At 40.2% G+C, this 24,692-nt stretch carries 28 protein-coding genes; 12 read left to right on the top strand and 16 right to left on the bottom strand.

What is annotated here, in order from left to right; translation table 11 throughout:
- Positions 1-15: 15 nt before the first annotated feature.
- A complete protein-coding gene (locus QR42_RS16640) occupies positions 16-1,281 on the bottom strand; it encodes an L-lactate MFS transporter (RefSeq protein WP_039182087.1) in 1,266 nt (421 codons plus the stop codon).
- A gap of 134 nt (positions 1,282-1,415) precedes the next feature.
- Between QR42_RS16640 and fdhD the strand changes: the two genes are divergently transcribed.
- Both fdhD and moaA read left to right on the top strand, forming a co-directional pair.
- On the top strand, positions 1,416-2,204 hold the full coding sequence (gene fdhD / locus QR42_RS16635) for a formate dehydrogenase accessory sulfurtransferase FdhD (RefSeq protein WP_039182084.1): 789 nt from the start codon (positions 1,416-1,418) through the stop codon (positions 2,202-2,204).
- Positions 2,205-2,214: 10 nt separating this feature from the next.
- Positions 2,215-3,222 (top strand): GTP 3',8-cyclase MoaA, encoded by a 1,008-nt coding sequence (gene moaA / locus QR42_RS16630; RefSeq protein WP_039182081.1) that lies wholly within the window; start codon positions 2,215-2,217, stop codon positions 3,220-3,222.
- A 254-nt stretch (positions 3,223-3,476) separates the two neighbouring features.
- Here the strand turns inward: moaA and rpsN are convergent, their stop codons facing one another.
- The 4 genes from rpsN to QR42_RS16610 form a co-directional block, all read right to left on the bottom strand.
- Positions 3,477-3,746: a 30S ribosomal protein S14 gene (gene rpsN / locus QR42_RS16625; protein WP_039182078.1), complete on the bottom strand. Its 270-nt coding sequence runs from the start codon at positions 3,744-3,746 to the stop codon at positions 3,477-3,479.
- 16 nt (positions 3,747-3,762) lie between these two features.
- Positions 3,763-4,959: a GTP-binding protein gene (locus QR42_RS16620; protein ID WP_039182076.1), complete on the bottom strand. Its 1,197-nt coding sequence runs from the start codon at positions 4,957-4,959 to the stop codon at positions 3,763-3,765.
- An 82-nt stretch (positions 4,960-5,041) separates the two neighbouring features.
- Positions 5,042-5,191, bottom strand: coding sequence for a 50S ribosomal protein L33 (rpmG, locus tag QR42_RS16615; RefSeq protein ID WP_003214771.1), 150 nt, complete (start codon positions 5,189-5,191; stop codon positions 5,042-5,044).
- Positions 5,192-5,335: 144 nt separating this feature from the next.
- Positions 5,336-5,758, bottom strand: a complete 423-nt coding sequence (locus QR42_RS16610) for a DUF5362 family protein (protein ID WP_039182073.1) — start codon at positions 5,756-5,758, stop codon at positions 5,336-5,338.
- A 525-nt stretch (positions 5,759-6,283) separates the two neighbouring features.
- Here QR42_RS16610 and QR42_RS16605 point away from each other — a divergent pair.
- Positions 6,284-6,679: a hypothetical protein gene (locus QR42_RS16605; RefSeq protein WP_039182070.1), complete on the top strand. Its 396-nt coding sequence runs from the start codon at positions 6,284-6,286 to the stop codon at positions 6,677-6,679.
- 46 nt (positions 6,680-6,725) lie between these two features.
- On the opposite strand, the gene QR42_RS16600 is transcribed toward QR42_RS16605, so the two are convergent.
- Positions 6,726-7,235 (bottom strand): thioredoxin domain-containing protein, encoded by a 510-nt coding sequence (locus QR42_RS16600; protein ID WP_039182066.1) that lies wholly within the window; start codon positions 7,233-7,235, stop codon positions 6,726-6,728.
- Between the two features lie 100 nt (positions 7,236-7,335).
- On the opposite strand from QR42_RS16600, the gene QR42_RS16595 reads away from it, so the two are divergent.
- From QR42_RS16595 to QR42_RS16585, 3 genes are read left to right on the top strand one after another with little or no spacing between them, the layout of a single operon-like run.
- Positions 7,336-9,135 (top strand): ABC transporter ATP-binding protein, encoded by a 1,800-nt coding sequence (locus QR42_RS16595; protein WP_039182063.1) that lies wholly within the window; start codon positions 7,336-7,338, stop codon positions 9,133-9,135.
- 1 nt (position 9,136) lies between these two features.
- Positions 9,137-9,694 carry a MauE/DoxX family redox-associated membrane protein gene (locus QR42_RS16590; RefSeq protein ID WP_039182060.1) on the top strand — a complete coding sequence of 186 codons (558 nt, stop codon included), beginning with the start codon at positions 9,137-9,139 and terminating at the stop codon, positions 9,692-9,694.
- Positions 9,691-10,221, top strand: a complete 531-nt coding sequence (locus QR42_RS16585) for a TlpA family protein disulfide reductase (RefSeq protein ID WP_039182058.1) — start codon at positions 9,691-9,693, stop codon at positions 10,219-10,221. Before QR42_RS16590 ends, QR42_RS16585 begins: the two co-directional genes overlap by 4 nt.
- A gap of 32 nt (positions 10,222-10,253) precedes the next feature.
- On the opposite strand, the gene QR42_RS16580 is transcribed toward QR42_RS16585, so the two are convergent.
- On the bottom strand, positions 10,254-10,763 hold the full coding sequence (locus tag QR42_RS16580; RefSeq protein ID WP_039182054.1) for a GNAT family N-acetyltransferase: 510 nt from the start codon (positions 10,761-10,763) through the stop codon (positions 10,254-10,256).
- 116 nt (positions 10,764-10,879) lie between these two features.
- Between QR42_RS16580 and QR42_RS16575 the strand changes: the two genes are divergently transcribed.
- Positions 10,880-11,776, top strand: a complete 897-nt coding sequence (locus QR42_RS16575; protein WP_034281210.1) for a stage II sporulation protein SpoIIQ — start codon at positions 10,880-10,882, stop codon at positions 11,774-11,776.
- Positions 11,777-11,863: 87 nt separating this feature from the next.
- On the opposite strand, the gene QR42_RS16570 is transcribed toward QR42_RS16575, so the two are convergent.
- The 5 genes from QR42_RS16570 to QR42_RS16550 form a co-directional block, all read right to left on the bottom strand.
- Positions 11,864-12,211, bottom strand: coding sequence for a P-II family nitrogen regulator (locus tag QR42_RS16570; RefSeq protein ID WP_039182051.1), 348 nt, complete (start codon positions 12,209-12,211; stop codon positions 11,864-11,866).
- Between the two features lie 17 nt (positions 12,212-12,228).
- Positions 12,229-13,437, bottom strand: a complete 1,209-nt coding sequence (locus QR42_RS16565) for an ammonium transporter (RefSeq protein WP_039182048.1) — start codon at positions 13,435-13,437, stop codon at positions 12,229-12,231.
- Between the two features lie 192 nt (positions 13,438-13,629).
- Positions 13,630-14,370: an amino acid ABC transporter ATP-binding protein gene (locus tag QR42_RS16560; protein WP_039182045.1), complete on the bottom strand. Its 741-nt coding sequence runs from the start codon at positions 14,368-14,370 to the stop codon at positions 13,630-13,632.
- Between the two features lie 10 nt (positions 14,371-14,380).
- Positions 14,381-15,058, bottom strand: a complete 678-nt coding sequence (locus QR42_RS16555) for an amino acid ABC transporter permease (RefSeq protein ID WP_084096447.1) — start codon at positions 15,056-15,058, stop codon at positions 14,381-14,383.
- A 41-nt stretch (positions 15,059-15,099) separates the two neighbouring features.
- Positions 15,100-15,987, bottom strand: a complete 888-nt coding sequence (locus QR42_RS16550; RefSeq protein ID WP_039182039.1) for a transporter substrate-binding domain-containing protein — start codon at positions 15,985-15,987, stop codon at positions 15,100-15,102.
- Between the two features lie 170 nt (positions 15,988-16,157).
- Here QR42_RS16550 and QR42_RS16545 point away from each other — a divergent pair, with 170 nt between their 5' ends.
- Positions 16,158-17,546, top strand: a complete 1,389-nt coding sequence (locus tag QR42_RS16545) for an MFS transporter (protein ID WP_039182036.1) — start codon at positions 16,158-16,160, stop codon at positions 17,544-17,546.
- Between the two features lie 38 nt (positions 17,547-17,584).
- Here the strand turns inward: QR42_RS16545 and QR42_RS16540 are convergent, their stop codons facing one another.
- From QR42_RS16540 to QR42_RS16530, 3 genes are all read right to left on the bottom strand, one after another.
- A complete protein-coding gene (locus tag QR42_RS16540) occupies positions 17,585-18,184 on the bottom strand; it encodes an undecaprenyl-diphosphatase (RefSeq protein ID WP_024423699.1) in 600 nt (199 codons plus the stop codon).
- A 114-nt stretch (positions 18,185-18,298) separates the two neighbouring features.
- Positions 18,299-19,486: an MFS transporter gene (locus QR42_RS16535; protein WP_039182032.1), complete on the bottom strand. Its 1,188-nt coding sequence runs from the start codon at positions 19,484-19,486 to the stop codon at positions 18,299-18,301.
- A 15-nt stretch (positions 19,487-19,501) separates the two neighbouring features.
- On the bottom strand, positions 19,502-19,915 hold the full coding sequence (locus QR42_RS16530; protein ID WP_024423697.1) for a MarR family winged helix-turn-helix transcriptional regulator: 414 nt from the start codon (positions 19,913-19,915) through the stop codon (positions 19,502-19,504).
- Between the two features lie 347 nt (positions 19,916-20,262).
- Here QR42_RS16530 and spoIIID point away from each other — a divergent pair, with 347 nt between their 5' ends.
- From spoIIID to QR42_RS16510, 4 genes are all read left to right on the top strand, one after another.
- Positions 20,263-20,541, top strand: coding sequence for a sporulation transcriptional regulator SpoIIID (spoIIID, locus tag QR42_RS16525; protein ID WP_008343327.1), 279 nt, complete (start codon positions 20,263-20,265; stop codon positions 20,539-20,541).
- 184 nt (positions 20,542-20,725) lie between these two features.
- Positions 20,726-21,727, top strand: coding sequence for a cell shape-determining protein Mbl (gene mbl / locus QR42_RS16520; RefSeq protein WP_007497573.1), 1,002 nt, complete (start codon positions 20,726-20,728; stop codon positions 21,725-21,727).
- Positions 21,728-21,851: 124 nt separating this feature from the next.
- A complete protein-coding gene (locus QR42_RS16515; RefSeq protein ID WP_039182029.1) occupies positions 21,852-22,691 on the top strand; it encodes a flagellar hook-basal body protein in 840 nt (279 codons plus the stop codon).
- Between the two features lie 29 nt (positions 22,692-22,720).
- Entirely contained in the window at positions 22,721-23,539 is an 819-nt protein-coding gene (locus QR42_RS16510; RefSeq protein ID WP_039182027.1) for a flagellar hook-basal body protein, read from the top strand.
- A gap of 14 nt (positions 23,540-23,553) precedes the next feature.
- On the opposite strand, the gene QR42_RS16505 is transcribed toward QR42_RS16510, so the two are convergent.
- Complete coding sequence (locus tag QR42_RS16505; RefSeq protein ID WP_039182024.1) at positions 23,554-24,609, bottom strand: tetratricopeptide repeat protein; 1,056 nt, start codon at positions 24,607-24,609, stop codon at positions 23,554-23,556.
- Between the last annotated feature and the right edge of the window lie 83 nt (positions 24,610-24,692).

Genomic DNA, 24,692 nt, shown 5'->3' with positions numbered 1-24,692 from the left:
TCTGTCAAATTCAAATTAAGGTCGGGCTGAGACAGAGGAAGCAGCAGGTGGGCTTGTTTCTCTCAGCTGCTGAATATCCTTCCGAATAAGAAGTGATATGATAAAAGCGATGAAAAATAAGCCAGAGAACACCATAAGACTCTGTGTGTAATTACCTGTTATATCTCGGATGAAGGATGAAAATAGGGGTCCTGCTAAACCCGCAGCGGCCCAAGCCGTCAGAATATAACCGTGTATGGCACCAAGTTGCTTTGTACCAAACAAATCCCCAATATAAGCTGGAATTGAAGCAAATCCTCCTCCATAGCACGTATAAATGATCGCCATGACGATTGAAAAGATGAGCGGTTCTTTTAAATAGGGGAGTAAAGGAAAAGCAATGAGCTGGATACTGAAAAAAATCGTGTACGTATTCGGTCTTCCTATATAATCTGAGAACGATGCCCAGCCAATTCGTCCTAACCCATTAAAAGCACCTAAAATGCCCACAAGAGTAGCTGCAGCACCTGCAGTGAACCCAACACTTTCTTGAGCAAGAGGTGACGCTACTGAAATAATAGCAATTCCGCATGTGATATTAATAAAAAGCATAAGCCACAAATAATAAAAACGTCTTGTCTTGATCGCTTCATTTGCAGTAAGCTGTGATAAATCTTGAGGAATTTTTCCTTGCTTTGTTTTGAATGCGTCAAATTGCTTGACGTCATCAGGTGTTGGTGGTGATAAATAAAGAGATGAGATCACCATGATGATAAAATAGGAGATTCCAAGAATATAAAAAGTATTTGCGATATTCACTTTTTCAATGAGAAATTGAATAATTGGGCTGCAAATAAGAGAAGCAAATCCAAACCCCATAATGGCTAAGCCGGTTGCAAGCCCTCTTCGATCCGGAAACCATTTGACTAGAGTTGATACAGGTGCAATATAGCCTACACCTAAACCTATTCCAGCAAGTACACCATAAAATAAATAGAGAAGGGGCAGTGAGGACATGTGGACAGCGAATCCTGATCCAGTCATTCCGATGCCGAAGAAAATAGCTGAGAAGAGCCCCGATGCCTTTGGACCATACCTTTCAACGAAATGACCCATGAAAGCAGCAGATAAACCTAAAAATAAAATAGCAATACTGAAGGTGAGACTGATTTCTGTTAATGACCACTGAAAGGCTTCATGTAAAGGATTCGTAAAAACACTCCAAGCATAAACAGACCCAATAGATAAATGAATTCCTACAGCACTTGTTGCAATGAGCCAGCGATTTTTCGATTTGTTCATTTTGTTCCCCCCATATAAAGCAATCAAGAAGTTTGATAAGATAGAAATATGTTACATTTTCATGACTTTTTAAAATAATATCACAATTTGATTGGATCATATAACTAAATTTGCATTGAAAGGAAGATCATACAATGAATCCTTCTGTTAAAAAGAAACGAGTCATACACCAATACCGTGAAGGCCAGTTTACATGCAAATCTGATGAAATTGTAGAAGAATTTCCTTTAACTGTGATGGTGAATGGAGAAGAATTTGTGACACTTGTTTGTTCACCAGAGCACCTGAAAGAATTGGTTATCGGTTTTTTGGCTTCAGAAGGGGTCATTCGATTTGAAAATGAGATTAAAAGGTTTACAATAGATGAAAGTCTGGGTTTTGCCTATGTTGATTTAGTTCACTCAAGTGGATTTGATTCATCAGATTTTACAAAACGAGTGATTGGTTCATGCTGCGGGAAAGGAAGACACTTTTATTTTCTTCAAGATGTGAAGACGGCAAAAACAGCCATTGATCGAATTAGTATTTCTGCTGAAACCTGTATGCATCTCATGAAATGTTTGCAAGAAGAAAGTCAATTATTTCAACATACTGGCGGAGTGCATAATGCTGGACTGTGTGACACAGAGAAGCTATTCATCACTAGAACTGATATAGGAAGACATAATGCTTTAGATAAAATTTATGGATATTGTTTACTCCAGCAAATCCCACTTAGAGATAAAATTCTTGTGTTTAGCGGCCGGATATCGTCAGAAGTTCTATTGAAGGCAGCAAAACTAGGAGTCTCTATCGTCATTTCAAAATCAGCACCTACTGAGCTAGCGCTTCAAATGGCAGAAGAATTAAATATTACGACAGTTGGATTCGTCAGAGGGAAATCCTTTAATATTTACACTCATCCTCAGCGTATTACAGAATAGGAGGCAAAGTATGGACAGTATTTTAGATAAAAGACATCGACCATTGCGCGATTTAAGAATATCAGTAACTGATCGCTGTAACTTTAGATGTACGTACTGTATGCCTGCTGAAATTTTTGGACCAGATTATCCTTTCTTGAAAAAAGAAGAATTGCTTAGTTTCGAAGAAATTGAACGACTTGCTACCCTTTTTATAAAGAATCTAGGTGTGGTAAAAATACGCATCACGGGCGGGGAACCTTTAATGCGGAAGGATCTGCCTGTCTTAATAGAAAAGCTCGCAAAAATTCCAGGGATTGAAGACATTGCGATGACAACCAATGGAACGCTTTTACCTTTATATGCTGATCAGTTAAAGAGAGCTGGTCTTAATAGAGTCACCATTAGTTTAGATTCATTAAATCCCGATCGTTTTAAGCAAATGAACGGAAGGCACATTTCTATCCAAAAAGTGTTTGATGGCATTGAGGCGGCAAAAAAGGCTGGACTTGCTATCAAGATTAATATGGTTGTTCAAAAAGGTGTGAATGATCAGGATGTCTTACCAATGGCGGCTTACTTTAAAAAAGAAGGACACGTTCTCAGGTTTATCGAGTTTATGGATGTCGGTAATACGAATAAATGGAATCTAGAACATGTCATGACAAAGAATGAAATAATTGAATTAATTGATTCAACATATCCTATCAAACCAGAACCTCCTCAATATACAGGTGAAGTTGCCAACCGATTTTTTTACAAAGATGGTTCAGGTGAGATAGGCATTATTTCTTCTGTTTCAGATGCTTTTTGTGGAACATGTAACAGAGCAAGGCTATCTGCACGAGGGGAATTGTTTACATGTCTGTTTGCATCATCGGGTTTTGATCTGAAACGGATGATTCGTACGACAACAGATAATGAAGAGTTAGCAAACTTGTTAAAGGAACTATGGTCGAATAGACTTGATCAATATTCAGCTGAGAGAGAGCAGAAAAAAGATCAGAAAAAGGTTGAAATGTCATACATCGGTGGATAATGACAACAAAGTATCATGATCAGGTATTTTTGAAAAGAAGGAAAAATGGCGTAATCATTGTTGAAAATCCTTTTTTGAGAACAGGTTATTTTATCTTATGAACTCATTCATTATAAAAAACCAGCAGAGATTCTGCTGGTTTTTAAATGCCTATTTTGAACTTCAAAAAGCATGAGATAAGACTTGAAAATAGATTTTTCATCGTTTTGTGCCGCTTTACTTTTCCGAGTGCTGTGATAAGATCAAATCATTCTTTACCAGCTCGATTTTTCCACCCCGGGGATATGACCCTTATAGGCAAGCTCACGAAAAGCAATCCTAGACATTTTGAATTTCCTTAAGTAACCTCTTGGACGACCGGTTAATTCACAACGGTTTTTTAAGCGGGTAGGGGAAGAGTCTCTAGGTAATTTCCGTAAAGCTTCATAGTCACCTTTTTCTTTTAACTCTTTCCTTAATTCTGCATATTTCAATACAAGCTGCTGTCGTTTTTTTTCTTTAGCAATCTTAGATTTCTTTGCCAATTAAAACCCTCCTAGCCTAATTTTGTATTTTCCATTGAAAGGGGTCCTCAAATGTAGTCCAATCTTGATCAAATTCCTCAGGTGTGAGCAAGCATTGATCAAGAGTGCGAATAATTTCTGCTTTAGGCAAATCCACACCGATAAACACAAGTTTTGTATGACGATCACCAAACTCTGCGTCCCACTCATCTAGAAGCTCTGGTTCCTGATTTAATATCCGTGTTTTTTCTTGCTCAGGCAAAGCAGCAATCCAGTATGCAATTGGTTCAATCGCAACAGATTTCCCAGCTTGTGAAATTAAAATGGTTAAATCATGATGTGTGGCAAGCCAAGTAAAACCTTTCGCACGAACGATCTGCTCAGGCATTTGATCTAACCAATTATTCAGCCTGCCTGTATGAAAAGGGAGTCTTCTTTCGTAAACAAAGGATGAAATTTGGTATTCTTCTGTTTCCGGCGTATGCTGAGCATGTCCTGCGTTAATCTCTTTGATCCATCCAGCAGAAGCACTTGATTTTTCAAAGTCAAATAAACCAGTATTCAATATGTCATCTGGCTGTACTTTACCTTGTGAGGTTCTGATGATAGATGCTTCTGGTTGTAGTTTGTTCAGCACATGCTCAAGTCGATCTAACTCTGAGGATGATACTAGATCACATTTATTGATAATGAGCACGTCACAAAATTCAATTTGATCAATGAGTAAATCTGAAATTTCTCGTTCGTCGTCATCGGAAACCGCTTCTTTACGATCTAATAAACTCTCTCCTGACTGGAAATCAGTCCAGAAGCGATTTGCATCTACTACTGTGACCATCGTATCTAGACGGCAAAAGCGGGTCAAATCTATGCCCATTTCTTCATCAATATAAGAAAACGTTTGAGCGACGGGAATTGGTTCACTAATTCCAGTTGATTCAATGACAATATAATCGATATTACCTGTCTTACAAAGGCGTTCTACTTCAATTAACAAGTCTTCTCTCAAAGTGCAGCAAATACAACCGTTAGATAATTCAACTAGTTTCTCATCTGATCGAGAAAGCTCACCGCCTTGTTTGACTAGTTCTGCATCAATATTAATTTCGCTCATGTCATTGACGATCACAGCCACTTTTAATCCTTTACGATTTTGAAGAACATGATTTAATATCGTTGTTTTTCCTGCTCCTAAAAAGCCGCTTAATACTGTAACAGGTATACGCTTATTCATTTGTTTTTGTCCTTTTGAAAACGATCATTTTGTTTTCCGCCTCACTTAAAAAGTAATCATTACGATTTATAGTCTAAAAAATTTATTTTGTTTCTCTATGAAGGGTATATTTCTTTAATCGAGGAGAATATTTTTTTAACTCCAATCGGTCGGGATTCGTTCTTTTATTTTTTGTTGTGATGTAGTTTCTGTCACCTGTTTCAGTACAGGCTAACGTAATTTTCACGCGCATAAGTAATAGGATCCTCCTTTAATTCGTAATAGTTACGATTTGTATTTTAAAATGAACAAGACTGAATGTCAAGCATAGGGGGATAATCCAAGCCAAATGATAAAAACAAAAGGGGTATCGAACGACCATTGATACCCCACCCCATTAATAAAAGTCACCGAGTTCTTGTTCGTAATCACCTTCATACTGCTGGACATCATAAGGAATTTCTTGGAGGAAGGCTAACCCGCCTAGTATAAGCATCAAAACAATGGCAATGAATGAAAGAATAACTGCGGCAATACTTGAAATGGCAAACAGTGTCTGCATTTTCATCATCTTAGCGTATTGTTCTAATAATTCTTCGTAAGAAGTATCAGGAGCCTGAATCAATTGTTCAGCTGCTTTTACAGATTTTTGTACATGGATTCCCATCATAATGAGGAAGACGCCAAGGGCTGCAGGAAGAACAAGCCAAAAACCAATAAGAATAGCCAGACCGCCTGAAATATAGAGAAAGATACTACCAACCTTTCCCCACTTTACGATTGAATGAAGAGATTGAATGATTTTCTCAGTTTGTTGCATTGGTGTTCACTCCTTTATGTATTCACTCTTTATCATACTTGAGTAAGTAGTGCTTTAGGAAGAGTGAATGTTGATTAATGAAAATGTTTTTATCTTCACTTCACTATTTATGGATAAATAAATTATTTCCAAATAAGAAAAAAGTAACATTTACTATTAAAATTATCGACAAATTATGTCATAAACAAGATTGATAGTAAAAAATAATTAGTAAATTTATCAAAATATGTTGTTAGTTGTCTTTTAATTGGTTATTATTGTGTTGTATTACCATAAAAATTGGAAGGTGGAATTCATATGTTAGATCGTTTCTTAAACAAAATGACCAATGTTCAACCTGCAGCTGCAAGATGTATTTTGCAAAAATTAGTCACTTCATGTAAATCAGCACCGACTTGTTTCCTTCAAGGTGTTGGAACTTTCCGTTACTACGTGGATCGTGACACAGGTGAGATTTGTACTAGTCAAGAACGCGTTAGATGTGGCTGCTAAATCTAAGGATCTTATTTAATAGGATGTGAACGCATGAGCATATCTTCAATTTCATTCTTAACAAATGCTATGCAGACGTCAAATAGGCGTCAAGCGGGTCAATCATCAAATTCTTTTTTAACCCAAGCGGCTCAAATTGTTCAAGGTGACCATTCTCCCGAAGAGAGAAAGGCATTATTTCAACAACTTACTTTAGTTCAGCAAGGTAAAGATTTGGAACTTCATGTTTCTAAATTAAAGGAACTAGAGAAAGAGGCTCAAAAAGAGACGTCTTCTTCGTCTGTTACTGTGAATCAGCATGGTGACCAAGTAGACATTTCAAATGAGGCACGGAGTGAGTTTGAACAAGCCGAGGAACAGGCATCAGATGAAGCAAGTGAAGCTGCTGCAGTGGAAAAAGATCTAGATGTTCACTCAGATCCACAATAAAAAAATGAGGCATGTGTTTGATATTCTTCACATGCCTCATTTATCTTTATTTTGCAGATATCCTTGAATAAAGACCATCCGGAAAAGGTGCTGCATATGAGATGATTTCATCTTCTTCTACCATGATGTAATACGGAAATTCTTCAATTTGGAATGTGTCTATCATTTGTTCGTCCACTGGAATAATTCGCATGTTGGTTTTATTATCACGATATAATTCTTGATCCTCTTTTTGCCCATTCTTTAGCAAAATACTAAATGAAATGTCTAATTTACGCTGCTTTTTCGTTTCTAGGAATTGTTCAAGTGATGGAATGCAATGCGGACATGATGTATCAGTGAAAATAAGCAGCTGATGCTTACTGTTGGTTTGCAGTAAATCATTCACTGGAATAGGTGATGGTTTATCAAGCAGCGGATGCACTAGTTTTTGTCCAACATGCTGTATCGGTAAAATGATCAGTTCCATTTGTTGTTTTAAATAGATGATGACTCCGATCGTTAATAATAGGCTGCAAAGAATAAGAGTGAGCTGTAAAAGTAAGATTGAATTCATCGTATATCGTCCTCTCAGAGTGAAGTTACGCGCAAAGCTATCATAATACAAATATCAAAAATATGTCAATTATACTAAATGGTGTAAGGTGGAGCGTTTGATGAGTACAGTGAACCATTGTCTATATGCAATCTCCTATACTTGGAAAAGAAGTCGATCTTATCTTCTTCTTACCTTATTGATCCAAGTAATCGTTGGTTTTATGCCTTTGGCTAGTGTCTGGATTATTCAAACTTTGATTAATGAAATTATTTTATTCATGACGTCTTCAGGAGACATTCAAAAGGTTTTGTGGTTATTTGGACTGCAAATGGTCATCGTGGTTTTAGGATATGGGCTTCAATTCGTTCTTCAGCTTAGCCAGCAGAAAGCGACAAATTTGATTGGTCTGCATTTGAAGGGTGAATTGCTTCAAAAGGCGATCAGGCTGCCGTTTATTACATTTGAACACCCGTCTTTTTACAATGAAAGTCAACGTGTGATGAACAGTCATCAGCATGTTCTGAGTATGGTTAGAAGTATCTTTACAATCATGAGCGCATTGATTACTGTTGTATCACTTCTTATCTATATGATCGGTATCCATTGGGGCTTGGCGGTCATTCTGATCGTGTTTACCCTGCCTGTCTTGTGGATTGAGCTTTTCTTTGGAGGAGCGCGTTATCAATTAAACCGCATGTTAACTGCCAATGACCGCAGAGAAATGTATGTGTCCGATCTTGTCGCGCAACGAGATTCATTGAAGGAGATCCGTTTATATGGAATCGGGGATTATCTTCTTCAGAAATGGAAAGGTCATTATGTAAAAAGTGCAGATGAAAAATATAAACTGCTTAATCGGCAAGTTCGCTGGGAGATGGCGGGCGGATTGCTTATGACATTTTCCTATGTATGCTGCGGTCTTTTTATTGTCTTTCTTATTTTTCAAAAAAAATTAGCTGCCGGGACATTTGTCGCTGTGCTGCAAGCGGTGCAAAACATCCAAAGTGGTTTTCAGGACTTAACAAGAGAATGTTCTAGTTTATATGAAACAAGTCTTTATATTGATGAAATGAGAGCTTTTCAAAAGAGAGAAGAAGAAATTCATGAGCAGGTAGAAGAGGGGGCATCGCTTCGGAAGATCGAGTCTATTCAGTCCATTACACTTGAAAATCTCTCATTTACTTATCCGAATATGAAAACACCTGCCATTGAGCATATACATTTTCATATCAATAAAGGTGAACGTATTGCATTGGTGGGGGATAACGGATCAGGTAAAACCACCTTGATCAAATGTTTGACCGGTTTATATGATCCAGATCAGCCGAATATGCAAAAAGTCAACGGTGAGTCTATTTCTACCATTCATAAAAAGTCATACCATGCGAGAATGGCTGTTCTTTTTCAAGATTTTATGAAGTACGAGTTCACTGTGAAAGAAAACATCGGGTTTGGCCGTATTGATCATATGGACGAGAAAGAGCGGATGATCTCAGCTGCACGGCAAGCAGGCATAGAGAAAAGAATTCATCAAATGGAAGAAATGTATGATGCACAGCTTGGACGGTTTTTTGAAGAAGGACATGAACTGTCTGGCGGACAATGGCAAAAGCTCGCGATGGCTAGAACCTTCTTTAGAGAGAGTGATTTTATCATTTTAGATGAACCGACTTCTGCTCTTGATCCACTCTCGGAAATTTCACTCATTCGAAAGCTATTCGATCACACGCAGGATCAGGGTGTCTTGTTTATCACACATCGAATGGGAGCGGCCCGTTTAGCAGACCGTATAATCGTAATGAAAGATGGTGCTTTCGTTGAAGAGGGGAACCATAATGAACTGATGGTGTTGAACGGAGAGTACAAAAGGCTTTACGAGGCACAATCTCAATTATTTCAACAAAAGGAGATGGCGTAAGGTGAGTGTCTTTTATTATATAGGTGTCTATTTACTAGGGATCATTTTTGCGGGTGCATGGTTTGATAAAGTGAAAAAACAGACTGCACATATGCAGCAGATGGATGCTTATCGGCTGCTGCCTCCTTCTTTCACGGCACCCATGTTTTATTTGTTTTTAACTGCTGAATTGGTTTGTACTGGTTATTTGTTCATATGGCACATGACTCTTGTACCTGCGATTGGTCTTACAGCACTTTTATGTATTTATACTGGAGCGGTGACCTTCAATTTATTGAGAGGACATCGTGATATTTCTTGCGGCTGTGGTGGACTACTTGATAATGAACGCCTTTACTGGGGAATTGTGATTCGCAATGTGTCGATGCTGTCTCTTGTGATCGGGTTGTTTTATGTGCATCCCTATGTAGAAACCATTCCATGGCAATATAACATTATTTGTTTTCTCATTGCCGTGGCTGTCTCTTTCATAATAGCGGTGGGTCAAGAAGTCTTAATGTTTAAAAGAAAATGGATCAATCAATTTGAATTATTTATAGAAGGAGACGATGTGAAATGACAGATATTCTATTGATTATTGTGTTATTCATTGTCATTGCTCAGCTGGCTGTGATATTTTTGCTTGCTCGTTTTATTGGAAAATTTATGAATAAAATTAAAACCCTTGATGGAATTGAATTAAAGGAAGCAGATGTGGGGGATCCTGCATTGTTATTTCGAAGCTATTCCCATTTAGGGGAGAAGATCATTTTGAAGGAATATTTTCAAAACGGGAGTGCTGTGATGCTGTTATTTGTGAATTCTACTTGTATGACGTGCAAAAGTATTTTGGCAGATCTGCAGCAGCAAATCGCTGGCGATGATACTCAATTCATTATTATTAATGGAGATGAGCAGGCGGATGACACGCCGATCCTTGAATTGCTTCCGGCCCAGGCTGTGTATACGCGTTCTTCACAAATTATGGAGCTGTATGGGGTAATGGTTGTCCCACAAGCAATTCTCATTGATGAACATGGTATCATTCTGCAAAGAAAATCTCTTCAAAATGCGAAACAGTTTGAACAGCTGTTACATGCGTCATAAAAAAGCGTCTCTTTGTCAGAGAGACGCTCGTTTTATAATTCTTTTCCTAGGATATCTAAATCGTATCTGCTACCGTCCATTTCTGCGATGCGTGGCAGGTGGCCCCATGTCTCAAAGCCGTGCTTTTTAAATAGTCGAATGCTGGCTTCGTTGTGCCCGAAAATAAAGGCAAGTAACGTTCGAATGCCTAATGAAGGTGCTAAATCAATGGCTTCTTGTAAGAAAAGTGAGCCTAAGCCTTTTCCTCGATAGTCTTGGTTCAAATAGATACTCATTTCAACGGTCCCGTTGTATGCAGGTCTACCGTAAAATGTTTCAAAGCTCAGCCAGCCGTAGATAATTCCATCCTCATCTGTTTTCACATAGAGAGGTCTTTTTTCGGAATGATTCAAAAACCATTGCCGGCGGTCCTCAACAGAAACTGGTTCTGTATCAGCGGTCACTTCTCTTGAAGCAATGGTTGAATTGTAGATATCAACAATCGCTTTGAGGTCATCTTCTGTTGCTATGCGGTTGAAAGTTTTCACAATTAAGTCCCCCATCTTTTTTTCATTTATCATACATATTATTGATGCGATTGCGCAAAATAAAAAGAAAAATGATTTCGTGTGTATATATTTTTTGAAAAGTGTTCAGAATGTTGCTGAGGTGATGAAAAATGAGAGAGGAAGAAAAGAAACGTACTTCCAAAATCACAAAAGTTCAGCAATTTTTCCGTAAGCGCTGGGTATTCCCTGCTATTTACTTGGTCAGCGCAGCGGTCGTGTTAACAGCCGTTCTTTGGTATCAAGCTGTATCAAAAGATGTGAAAGACCAACTATCTGATGGAAATCAAACAGGACAAGAACAGCGCGATGATGCTGTTGAAGTTGGAAAGCCAATTGAAAATGTCGCAATGCCGGTCCAGAATTCTGATAATGTTTCTGTCGTGAAAAAGTTCTATGAAGCAGATGCTGACCAAAAAGAAAAAGAAGCAGCACTTGTAAACTATAATAACACCTATACCTTGAGCAAAGGTATTGATCTTGCAGATAAAGATGGCAAAGTGTTTGATGTCACAGCTGCTCTTAGTGGAACAGTGGTTCAAGCGAAAAAAGATCCAGTTCTTGGTCATGTCGTTGAAATTGAACATGAAGATGGATTATCAACTGTCTATCAATCGTTGTCACAAGTGAGTGTCAAAGAAGGCGATGAAGTGAAGCAGAATGATGTCATTGGTGCTTCTGGTAAAAACCTATATGGCGCTGAAAGCGGCAACCATGTGCATTTTGAAATTCGTATGGAAGGTTTAGCGCTTAATCCGCTTAGCTTCATTGACAAGCCTGTTTCTACGATTGAAAAAGCAGCGCAAGAAGTGACGGAACAAGCAAAAGAACCTGCTCAGCCAAAGACTGAGGAAAAAACGAAGGAACCTGCTGCTGAAGATAAAGCCAAAGAGCCAGCTGGAGAAAAATCAGAAGAAAAGTCTGATGAGAAGGGGAAATCCTCTGATCAAGAAAAGTCTTCTGATTCCTCTAAAGACAGCAGTCAGTCAGAAGAAACTAAACAATCTTAATGTCTTACAAGGTCCTCTGTGTATATAAAAATATGCAGAGGTTTTTTTCTGCTTAAAAAGATCCTCCGCCACTCGGCGGAGGATGAACTATAGGGCGGCAGGTCCTTCTTCACCTGTCCGAATGTTGATTGTATTCGCTATCTCATATATAAAAATTTTCCCATCCCCTGGTTCGCCTGTACGAAGTACCTTTTGAGCTGTTTCAACGACCTGTTCGACAGGTACTTTGCTTAGGACGATTTCGATCTTTAATCGTTCGTACACGTTGCTTTCTCTTTTGACGCCGCGGTATAGCTCTGTATGTCCCTTTTGTAAGCCGCAGCCGTGTACATTTGAAAAGGTAATCGAGGTGACACCAATCTTTCCAAGCTCCACCTTTAATGTTTCAAAATTAGCTGGACGTGTGACAATCTCCACTTTATACATTTTGCTCATAGAGACACCCCTTTTTCTTAATCTTGATAAGCTTTTTCACCGTGCATGGTTAAATCAAGACCCACGGATTCTTCTTCTTCGGTTGCACGAATTTTGAAGAAGACATTGACCAACTTGATGATCACGTATGTCACAACGGCAACAAAAGCGTACGTGGCAACAATCGCGACCACTTGCTTCCAAAGTAAGCTGGGATCTCCGTAAAATAAGCCATTCGCTCCACCGTCATTGACAGAGGTTGTGGCGAAAAGTCCTGTTGCAATTCCTCCCCAAGTACCGCCAATTCCGTGAAGGCCGAATGCGTCTAGTGCGTCATCATAGCCAAATTTGGCTTTGAGTGAAAAGACGCCCCAGAAACAGACGATCCCGCCAATGAATCCTATTATAATAGAAGCAAACGGTGTAACAAAGCCTGCGGCAGGTGTAATGGCGACAAGACCTGCGATGGCTCCAGAGATCGCGCCGAGCATGGTTGGTTTTTTGTTGATCATCCACTCTACTAATAGCCAGCCGATGATTCCTGCAGCAGCGGCTGTATTGGTGTTAATAAAGGCAAACATGGCCACGCTGTCTAATGTAAGAGCACTACCCACGTTAAAACCAAACCAGCCAAACCAGATGACAGCTCCGCCGAGAAGAGTGTAGATCAAGTTATGCGGAGAAGAGCTTGCTGCGTCTTTACGCTTCCCGAGCACAATCGCCACGACAAGACCCGCAACACCGGATGAGATGTGAACCACGTTTCCGCCTGCGAAGTCAAGCGCACCCATCTCGCCAATCCAACCGCCGCCCCATACCCAGTGTGCGACTGGAGCGTATACAAATGTGACCCAAAGGAGTGTAAATACAACGACTGCTGAGTAGCGAATCCGTTCAGCGAAGGCACCTGAGATGATGGCCGTTGTTAAGACGGCAAAGGTCATTTGGAACATCATGAACAATGAATGTGGAATGGTCTCGCTATAGGAACCGGGCTCAAAGCCTACGCCTTTCAGGCCAACCCAGTCTAATCCTCCGATCCATGCATTGCCTGGTGCAAAAGCTAAGGAATAACCGAATACGATCCATACGATTGAAACGATCGCTAGTGACGTTAAGCTGTGCATGGTTGTGCTTAACACGTTTTTACTTCTCACGAGTCCTCCGTAGAATAAAGCTAAACCCGGTGTCATTAACCACACGAGTAGTGCGCAGAAGAACATAAATACTGTATCACCCATTTGCATGCTGCATTCCCCCGAATCATTCAGAATTATTGTTTTCTTAATTCTTCATTATAGAGAGAAAAGTCATATATAACATATACATGTAAGTTTATCTGACATGGTTTTTTGGTTAAGTTCAATATAAATGGATGAAAAGTTCGTAAAAAATGAGCAAAAACGTCAGTTAAGCACTAAAAATGAAGGGCGTTTGACCTATAAAATGGAGCTGAGAAACAGTTTTGTACGTTCCTCCCTAGGAGAATCAAACAATTCCGAAGGGACGCCTTCTTCGACGATGCGGCCCTCGTGCATGTAGACGACACGATCAGCAACTTCTTTCGCAAAGCCCATTTCATGTGTGACAATGACCATGGTCATGCCTTCTTTTGCGAGGCTTTTCATCGTTTGCAGCACCTCGCCTACAAGCTCTGGATCAAGGGCAGACGTAGGTTCGTCAAATAACATGACATCAGGCTTCATAGCGAGAGATCTGGCGATGGCTACACGCTGTTTTTGGCCGCCTGATAGTTTAGAAGGATATACGTTGGCTTTATCTGCAAGTCCGACTTTTTCTAAAAAGGCGATGGCTTCGGCGATGGCTTGCGCTTTCTTTGTTCTTTTCACCATAATAGGTGCTTCAATGATATTTTCAAGAACAGTTTTGTGCGGAAAAAGATTAAAATGCTGAAACACCATTCCTATTTTTTGTCTCATTTCGTTTAATTGGTCGCGCTTTGGATGAACAGGGCTGCCATCGATGATGATATCTCCGTCATTTTTTATTTCTAAAAAGTTCATACAGCGGAGCAAGGTGCTTTTTCCAGAACCGCTTGCGCCAATTAAGACGACCACATCATTTTCATAAACGATGAGATCGATATCTTTTAAAACATGGAGCTCTCCAAAGTATTTATTGAGTTTTTCAACACGAATGATTTCCTTTGATTCTGTCATGCTATTCCTCCTATTGGTCACTGGCTGATAATTTCTTCTCAAAGGTTTGGACAGCGAATGTTAACAGCAGGACAAGAACTAAGTAATAGACGGCTACAACAAGTAAATACGTCATATTATCAAAGCTGTTGGAGCCTTGCGTGGTGGCAACGTTAAATAGTTCATTCACACTAATAAAGGCGGCGAGTGATGAATCTTTTAAACCGATAATGAACTGGTTGCCAAGAGGAGGAAGGGCGCGCCGCATCGCTTGTGGGAGAATGATCCGCCTCATGGTTAAAAAACGACCCATGCCAAGAGAGCGTCCTGCCTCTTTTTGCCCTTGATCGATGGATTGGATGGCGCCTCTAAATATTTCTGCGATATAGGCGCCATTATGAAAGGCGAGCGCAATGGAAGCAGCCCAGAAGTCGGGTATATTCAATTCGGTGAGACCGAAATATAGGATGAAAATTTGAACAACAAGTGGTGTTCCTCGTACAAGAAAGATATAACCATTGGCGATATAACTGAAAATGGCTATGCGGGATATTTTCAATAAAGCAAAGAAGAGCCCGATGAACATACCGATGAAGATGCTGATCACCGTGAGCTGTAAGGTGATCAGCATTCCTTCTAAGAAAATGCCTCTAGAATCAATGAGTGTCTGAAAAAAGTGTGCTAAGGTAGGCAAAACAATCATCTCCATTTGAAGAAAGTGCGCCTATAAAAAGGCGCACAATCGTGGTTTTAATCTTGTTTGACCGTGATGTCTTCATCAAAGTACTTTTCGCTAATTTGTTTTAATGTTCCGTCTTTTTTTAATGCATCAATCGCATCATTGATCTCTTCTATGAGCTGTTTATTTTCTTTTGATACAGCAATTGCCTGCTCGCTTTGTCCGAGTCTTTCCTGCGCTGTGATTTTCAATTTTTTCTTCATCGCTTCTGCACCTGTGGCGAAATCTGTCACGACTGCATCGTGTTTTCCGTTTGCTAGTGCTTCTAAGGCGACGACATCACTATCATAATATTTTGGTTCTTTCCCGCTATGTTCCTTTGCAATATCAGCGTAGGACGATCCTTTTGATACAGCAATTTCTTTGTTTTTTAAGTCATCAGCATGTTGAATGTCTGCTCCAGGTCTTGTGAAAATTTGCGGACCAGAGTAGTAATAGGGCTTAGAAAAAAGGACGTGTTTTTTTCGTTCCTCATTGATGGTATGACTTGCAACTGCCGCATCAAATTTACCTGCTTTCACACCTTCGACAATGCCTGCGAATTTATATTTTTTCTGTATAGGCTCGAGGCCTAGTTTGTCACTAATCGCATTGCCTACGTCGATATCGAAGCCAGACATCTGATTTCCATCCATGTAACTAAACGGATGAAATTCACCTGATGCTGCAAAAATAAATTTTCCATCCTCCAAAATTGGCGACCCTTTCGCTGTAGAATTACGTTTATCTCCGTTTCCATTTGTTTCGTTTGAACCACACGAAGACAGAAGTAATACTGCAACCGAGAAAAGGGCTGGGACCCAAAACCGTCTTTTTTTAATAATAAGCTTCTCCTCCTTTTCAGCCGTTCTCCCTGTAAGGAGAAAGTAGGCTTTTAAATATGAAATGAATATTACCATCCCTTCCTCATATTCTCAATTTTATATGTGTTTTTCCAACAGCCGCCCTTTTTAAAATGTATGTCTAGCTTTTCCGAGAGAGAACTCGATTTGATCAGGGTAAAAAAGGGAATTGAATCTCATAATAACGGGAGGATGGGCAAAGAACATGCCAGAAAGAGGAGTAGTGTATGCACAAGTGGAAAGACAATCGAAAAGTTTTTTTAACCGCTATTGCCTTTGGAACGATGTTGAATCCACTGAATTCATCAATGATTGCTTTAGCCTTGCATCAAATTCAGCATGAATTCGGTTTGTCGTTTACGACTGTATCTTGGCTTATTTCTTCTTTTTATTTAGCCAGTGCAGTGACGCAGCCGGTAAGCGGCCGGATTGGGGATCATGTCATGAGCCGGAGAACCTTATTTTTATTCGGTTTGGTTCTTGTCGCAGTCTCTGCCATCTGCGCGCCGTTTGCCCCAACGTTTGCCGTACTGATTGTGATCCGTCTGTTACAGGCGATTGGAAGCAGTGCCATTTATCCCTCTGGGGTCGGACTCATTCGGGATCATATTCAAGAAAGACAGGCTTCTGCGTTAGCGGTATTATCCATTTTTGCTTCAGCGATGACGGCACTTGGGCCGACGCTTGGCGGATTTTTGATGACCATTGGCGGCTGGCCGGCTATCTTTTTAGTGAATCTGCCGTTTATTTTGATCAGTTTCTTTCTCGGTCTATTGTTGTTTCCGAAGGAGCAGAAGAAGAGAAAGCTGCGCATAGGCGAAACCGTGCGAACACTCGATTTGCCAGGGATGCTTCTTTTTACTGTCTGCATTGTTCTCCTGCTTTCATTTTTATTATCACTCGGTGATGGCATTCAATATGTTCAAGGCATTCTTTGTCTCCTGAGTGCAGGCGCTTTTATTTGGTGGGAGTATCAGGTGGATGAACCGTTTATTCAAATTCGGATGTTCAGAGAAGAGCAGCGGCTGTCACTTGTGTATGTGCAATTTATCATCTTAAATATCTTTTTCTATTGTCTCTTTTTTGGTTTGCCGAGTTATTTTCAAGATGAGTTAGGCTGGCGTGTGGAGATGACGGGTCTTTTTATGCTGTGTATGTCAGGAGTGAGCATTATTGTGTCGCCTCTGACAGGAAAGTGGGTAGATCGCGGGGATGAACGCCATCCAGTTTTAGCGAGTGCAGTATTGATGCTGGCTGGAGCGTCTGCAATGACTTTCTTTTTTATTCCTGCGCCATTATGGGGGAAAGGATTGGTTCTAGCGCTGCTTGGACTCAGTTATGGAATTGGGAATGTTGCGCTTCAATCTGCGATGCTCAAAGCAAGTCCTCAGCAAATGATTGGCACGTCCTCTGGACTTTTTCAAACATGCCGCTACCTTGGTTCCATTCTGTCATCTGCTGTGCTTGGCATGCTCTTTGGGGATGAAATTGCTGGTTCTCATTTTGCGCAATTAGGCTGGACGCTTATCATCATTTCTCTTATTGGCATTGGTGTCAGTCTTTATTTTTCAAGTATGGTTAGAGGGAGACAGCCAATAAAAAAAGCGGCACGATAAGTGAGAGAAGAATCTTCATCACGTTATCGCAAAACCGCTTAAGAGTTGGACAGGTCTGAGCCCTGATCCTTTGTCTTCCTTCTGAAAATTTTCCCCACAATTGTCTCGTAAAATGTCACGATACGATCAATAGGAGAGTCAAAGAACTTCCATAATTTATTCATGATAAAGACAACCACAATCGATACGACCAAGCTGCCTAAAACATCAAATGGATAATGGTGGCCAACCCAGATGCGGGAGAATCCTGTGAGTAATCCAAAGACGAGCAAGATGTTGCCGAGCTTTTTATTACGGGATCGAATGGCTAATGAAAGAGCCAGTGCACCTGTTGTATGGTCACTTGGGAAGGAAGCGTCTGCTGAGTGCGGGATGAGTGTGTCGACTTTATGCGCCACAAACGGCCGCTCTTCATAATGAAACAATGTAATGGCAAAGTTGACGATAAGTGCTGCAATGCCTGTTACACCGGAAAAGAAGACATGCTTCTTAAATTTGTGATTCCCTAAAAACCAGCAAATCAATAAGACAAGGGCATACACAAGTATGGCCTTTTTTGTAATGAAAATCATGGCCTGATCTAAAAACTCAGAATGGTGAGCCATCCCGTGTATGACTTTAAACAATTCGTAATTCAAAACATCACCTATACTTTCGCTTAATACCAACTATTTTTCAAAAAAGCCTGTATGCTCTATTTGAAATATCCTATATTTTAGCATGTTTCCGGTGAAGTTTAAAATAGTATCCTTTTATTCTGAAAGGGAGACCTTTTGTGCTTTTGCTTCCTGGGGTTTTCGTTCGCTCCAATAAAAAACGCCCATACTCAGTAAGACCACAATACCCGCAATGAGGTACACATTTGAAAAGTCTGTGAAGCTGACAAGGAGTCCAAAGACAAATGAGCCAGCAGCAATTCCCGTATCATACAGGGTGAAGAAAGTGGCCGTCGCATATCCTGTACGGTGGGCTGGTGAGTGCTGAATCGCAAGTGTTTGTAAACATGGCACGAGTGATCCGTAGCCAAGCCCAATCACAGCGCCTGATAGAAGAAGCATTGTGGCTGAATGTGTCGCTGTCAGCATCCATAAACCAATGGCAAAAAGGGCAATCGAAGGATAGATCACAACGTGAGCTCCAACTCGGTCAAAAAGCCTGCCTGTAAATGGACGTGATCCAAGCATTGCAGCCGCAAACACAATAAAGAAATAACTGCTTGCACCCATCAAATGGAGTGAATTGGCATAAACTGAAATAAATGAAATAATCGGCGAATAACAGAAGGAAATAATGATGCCGACGGCCGCTGTTTTTAATGCGCCTTTTTCAAACAGGTGAGAAAACGTGAATCGGAAGACGATGCTTCCTCCGTTTTCCGGCTCTGGCTGTCTAATCAACATCGTAAAAGCGGCTCCGATCGTTACGATAATGGAAAAGAGAAGAAATAAGGAATGAAATCCTATTTTTCCTACTTGATTCAGTGCGATAAATGGACCGATGACAACAGCGAGGTTCATGGACATCACAAAGTATCCGAGTCCTTCCCCGCGTTTATGTTTCGGGATCATATCAGCCGCAATGGCACTGGCTACTGTCGTCAAAATACTAAAAAAGATCCCTTGTACGAAACGCAGTATAAGAAGCGTTTGGAATTGATCAATCGGGATGTATAAATAAGTGAGTAAGGCAAAGGCCGTAGAAGAGAAAATCGCCATCTGTTTTTTGCCGAATTTCTCAATAATGGCGCCCGAGAAAGGTCTTGTCACAATTGCAGACAATAAGAAGACCGTCACAAGGAGGCCGCCCTGTGATTCTGTTCCATTTAGTTCATCCATTGTGTAAATGGGCAGTAATGTCAAAAGGGCATAAAAAGAGGTGAACGTAAATAAATTCACCAGGACAATCATAATAAAGTCTTTTGTCCAAATACGTTCGTTCATGATGTATGTCACTTCCTATTCAGTTGATAATTTGTGTAAAAGTGTATGGAGGAGTTGTTTTTCTTCGTAGGTAAAATCTGAAAGACATTCTTCTTCAAATTGTTCCATCGTGCGTTTAATTTCTTCAAATCGGGCTTTTGCATCATCTGTCATCACGATCAGATTCTCACGTTTGTCTTTTCCTTGTACACGTTTCACCCAGCCGTTTGCTTCTAAACGGGTGACGGTTCTGGTGATCGTCGGTGCTTCGACGTTCAAATATGTCCAGATATCTTTTTGGGTTTTCGGGCCGAATGTATCCAAACAAAAAAGCACAGTCCACTGGGACATGTACAAGTCATAAGCAGCAAGCGCTTCGTTCGCCTTTTTAGACAGCAGTCGTGCGCCTTGATGTATTTGATGTAAACACTCTCTATTTAACGTATCCATATGCTCACCTTTTTTAAATATTTAGCTAGGTAAATAAATTCACCTTTTCTATTTTACGTCCTGAATCCTTTCTTGTAAAGTGAAAATTTTCGCGCCCCGAAATGATTTTTTGTTTTGCCTTTTCTGATAAATCCCTTGTCCCATCTTCATTTTTAGCATATTCCCTATTCAATGCTAATACACTGTTACAAACCTGACAAAGAGAGTGTTTGAGGTGAGGGATCGTGTTTGGCATTTACTACCTATTGGATGAGAAATTACGACGAACAAGCGCTGCTGAAAATGGATAATCTTCATACGGATCTCATTTCACACTTCTCACATCCATTTTAGGGAGGTCGAGTGGTGTGCACGATTACATCAAAGAGCGAACAATCAAGATAGGAAAGTATATCGTGGAGACAAAGAAAACCGTTCGTGTTATTGCGAAAGAATTTGGAGTCTCTAAAAGTACTGTACACAAGGATCTAACAGAAAGACTGCCAGAAATTAATCCAGATCTGGCTAATGAAGTGAAGGAGATACTGGATTATCATAAATCAATCCGCCACTTGCGAGGAGGAGAAGCCACCAAGTTAAAGTATAAAAAAGAAGAAATTTTAGAAGGCGAGCCTGTGAAACAGTAAGCTTAGTTCTTTGTTCATAAACATGATATATATATCTTCCTCATATCGGTAGTTTCTAACCACAAATTTTGTAAAGACTTTTGTAAAGAAATATCTTTTTTTCTGCAAATTATGATAGAATATATAATTAGGGCAGAATGTGGTATTTGCTATGGAAACAGATTTTCAAGGAGGATATATATAGATGTTTGCTAGGGATATTGGAATTGATCTTGGTACTGCCAATGTACTGATTCATGTCAAAGGAAAAGGAATTGTGTTAAATGAACCATCTGTGGTAGCTCTTGACAAAAACAGCGGGAAAGTTTTGGCTGTTGGAGAAGAGGCTAGACGTATGGTTGGACGTACGCCTGGGAATATTGTTGCGATTCGTCCATTAAAAGATGGCGTAATTGCTGATTTTGAAGTAACTGAAGCGATGCTCAAGCATTTTATTAACAAATTAAATGTGAAAGGGCTATTCTCTAAGCCGCGTATGCTCATCTGCTGCCCGACAAACATTACATCTGTTGAGCAGAAGGCGATCAAAGAAGCTGCTGAAAAAAGCGGTGGTAAGCATGTATTTCTTGAAGAAGAGCCAAAAGTAGCAGCCATTGGTGCTGGTATGGATATTTTTCAGCCAAGTGGAAACATGGTCGTAGATATTGGAGGCGGAACGACAGATATCGCTGTCATCTCAATGGGTGACATTGTAACCGCCTCTTCTATTAAAATGGCTGGAGACAAATTTGATCTGGAAATTCTAAACTACATTAAAAAAGAGTACAAGCTGTTGATCGGTGAGCGCACGGCTGAGGATATTAAGATCCAAGTTGCAACGGTATTCCCAGACGCACGTCACGAAGAGATTTCAATTCGTGGACGAGACATGGTGACAGGATTACCAAGAACGATTACCGTCACAAGCAAAGAAGTAGAAGAAGCATTGCGTGAATCTGTATCTGCGATTGTTCAGGCTGCGAAACAAGTTCTTGAGAGAACACCGCCTGAATTATCAGCTGATATTATCGATCGCGGCGTCATCATTACAGGTGGCGGAGCTCTTCTAAATGGACTTGATCAATTGCTTGCAGAAGAGCTGAAAGTACCGGTTTTCGTTGCTGAAAATCCAATGGACTGTGTAGCAGTTGGTACTGGTGTGATGCTTGATAATATGGACAAGCTGCCAAAGCGTAAACTCAGCTAATGATTTCCCTCATTCTTTTTAGAAAGAATGGGGGATTTTTATTAAAGAACCCTGCTAATTAGCCGATATATTTCATAGAAGATTGTGTTTAGGTCATGTGAAAGAATTTGAATGAGGTGAGCACGTGTTAAAAGGACTATACACCGCAACATCTGCCATGATCGCTCAAGAGCGGCGGACAGAAATGCTTTCAAATAATATCGCAAATGCGAATACGCCAGGTTATAAAGCAGATGAAGGGGCAATGCGTGCATTTCCAGAAATGCTGCTTAGCCGAATGGAATCAGGACGTTTCCAAACATCCTCAGGCAAAGGCTTTAGTGTTCCACTGCAATCGCCGATTGGTGGAATCAATACTGGGACATATATGCAGGAATTAATCCCTCAATTTACACAGGGAACTTTAAAAACAACAGATCAAACAACAGACGTAGCACTAGTTGAAAATAATGTGCCGATCAATCCGGAGACCAATCAGAAATCAGCGCTATTTTATGCGGTCAACACACCAGAAGGCGTTCGTTATACAAAAAGCAGCTCCATTACATTGAACGCACAAAATCAGTTGACCATTAATGGACGTGCTCTTCTTTCCGTGACCGGCCAGCCGATTACGGTTCAGAGTGAGAATTTCAAAGTGAATGCAGATGGTACTGTCACTGAAAATGGCCAAAATCTTGGTCAAATCGATGTAAGAGTTGCGATGGATACAAGAAACCTAGCGCGTGAAGGAAATGATTTATACCGTACAGCTGATAATCAGCCCCTTCCAAGTGCAGTCAATAACGGTCAAATGTCCTATACGTTAAGCCAAGGCGTATCGGAGCTGTCGAACGTCGATGTGACAAAATCATATACAGATATGACAACAGCCTACCGAGCATTTGAAACAAACCAAAAAGTGGTTCAGGCATATGATAAAAGCTTAGAAAAAGCAGTGAATGAAATTGGAAGAGTGTACTAATCAAGAAATAAAAAGAAAGGAGGATACTTATGCTTAGAACGATGATAAACGCAGCTGTATCGATGAATGAAGTGCAAAAGCAGCTTGACATCATCAGCAACAACATCGCGAACAGTGAGACAACAGGGTACCGCGCGAAAAACACCCGTTTCTCAGAGCTGATCAGACAGCAGTTTAATCAGGTAGATGAAAAAAATGATCAGGTGGCAAACAGTCGTCTGACACCTGCTGGGTTAAGGCTTGGTACGGGGACAATGGTCAATGCGTCCATTAACTCGCTGCAAGGCTCAATTAAAGAAACTGGACGTGATCTTGATGTTGCATTCGGAGCGCCGTCGCAGTATTTGCAGGTCAACGCCGGCGGTAATATCCGTTATACAAGAGATGGTTCACTTTACTTACAGCCGGGCAATAACCGTAACCAAGTGCAGCTTGTCACGAGCGAAGGCTATCCGATTCTTGATGAAAATGGGAATGCAATCGTCTTAAATGCGAATTTCCGTGATATTTCAATCGATAAAAATGGACGGCTTACAGCGATTTCAAGAGATAATCAACCGAACCAGCAAGTGAATTTAGGCGTTGTACGAGTCAACAATTCGTCAGCACTTGTCTCTGAAGGAGATAATTTATTCTCAGTTGATGGAACCTATCAAGGCGCATTAACAGCTCTAAATGGTGCAAACCGAGAGGCGATTCAGCTTCAGCAAGGTGCGCTGGAAACGTCAAATGTGGACATGTCGAAAGAATTAACAGACCTCATGACAACGCAGCGTTCCTATCAGTTGAACTCAAGATCTATTACGATGGGCGATCAGATGCTGGGATTAATTAATACAATTCGATAATCAGCAGGCTCGTATCAGCCTCTCATGATAAAAAAGGCGGCTCGCTCAAAGTCGCCCTTTTTTTTATAAAAATCTGAGACATCAGCAAGCAGATCCTCAAGATCAATCCAGGCTTCTTTTCGTTCAAGACATGTGACGAGCGTGGCGATCTGCTCATCTGCCTTTGGCGTTTGGCTGTAGAGAAGAGATAAGATTTGAAACTTCATTCTTAATATATCAAACTGCGAAGCAACGGCTTCTTTCAGCCCTTTTTGAATATACTTCATCCCTTCATCGGTTAAATTTTCTTTAAAGCAGGAACGCACAGTTTCGTATAGGCACGATACATAGGAGTGTGCTGACTTTCGGTATGCTGGGAGACGAAGCGCTTTTTTAAAGTAGTCCAGCGCTTCCTTGTGACGGTTTTGTCTTGACTGAATAAAGCCAGCGTCATAATAAACGATACCGAGCAGCTCTTGATCATCAATCTTTTTCACGTAATCAATAATCTCAATGAAAATAGCTTCTGCTTCCTCATATTTTTTTTGGTCACTATAGTTAAGAGCGAGTACAATTTTACACCGATAGATGCTGTGGATGTCTTCGTGCTTTGCAAAAATATCCATGGCTTTTTGAACATGACGAATCGATAACAACGAGTAACGGTTGTTATAATAAACACCGCTTGTACGGAAATGGAACTCTGCTTCTTCCAGCTCATCGTTAAGCAATGGCAGTCGTTCCTCTGCCTTTTCGAGATAATGAATCGCATCATTTTGATCACTTTTTAAAGATTCATATAATCCGAGAAAGAAGTAAAAATAATATTGTAGTTCTTCATTCATTTCATCTTTGTGTGGCAGCAGTTCGTGTTTGAGTTTTTCTAAGTCCTCTGTTTGATTCATCCAGAGCTGATGACGAAAAAGCATCAGCTGATAATGGAAATAGAGCTCCTGTTTTTTTGATAATTTACGTTTATATTTTAGTAGTGTTTTTTTGATTTCTTCAGCCTTCGAAAAATGTCGATGCTTCAGCATTGTATACCAGGAATGGAGAAGTTTTTTTATGGATTTATCGCTCATAAAGTTCATTTTTACCCTCTTATTTATTCATTGATGTAATATATATTACCATATTTGTGAAAAAACAATGAGTGTAGTGTGGATTATATTTG

Origin of the sequence: Bacillus sp. WP8 (assembly GCF_000800825.1) — a bacterium.
Lineage (GTDB): Bacteria > Bacillota > Bacilli > Bacillales > Bacillaceae > Bacillus > Bacillus safensis.
This window is presented reverse-complemented; position numbering and strand designations above follow the sequence as displayed.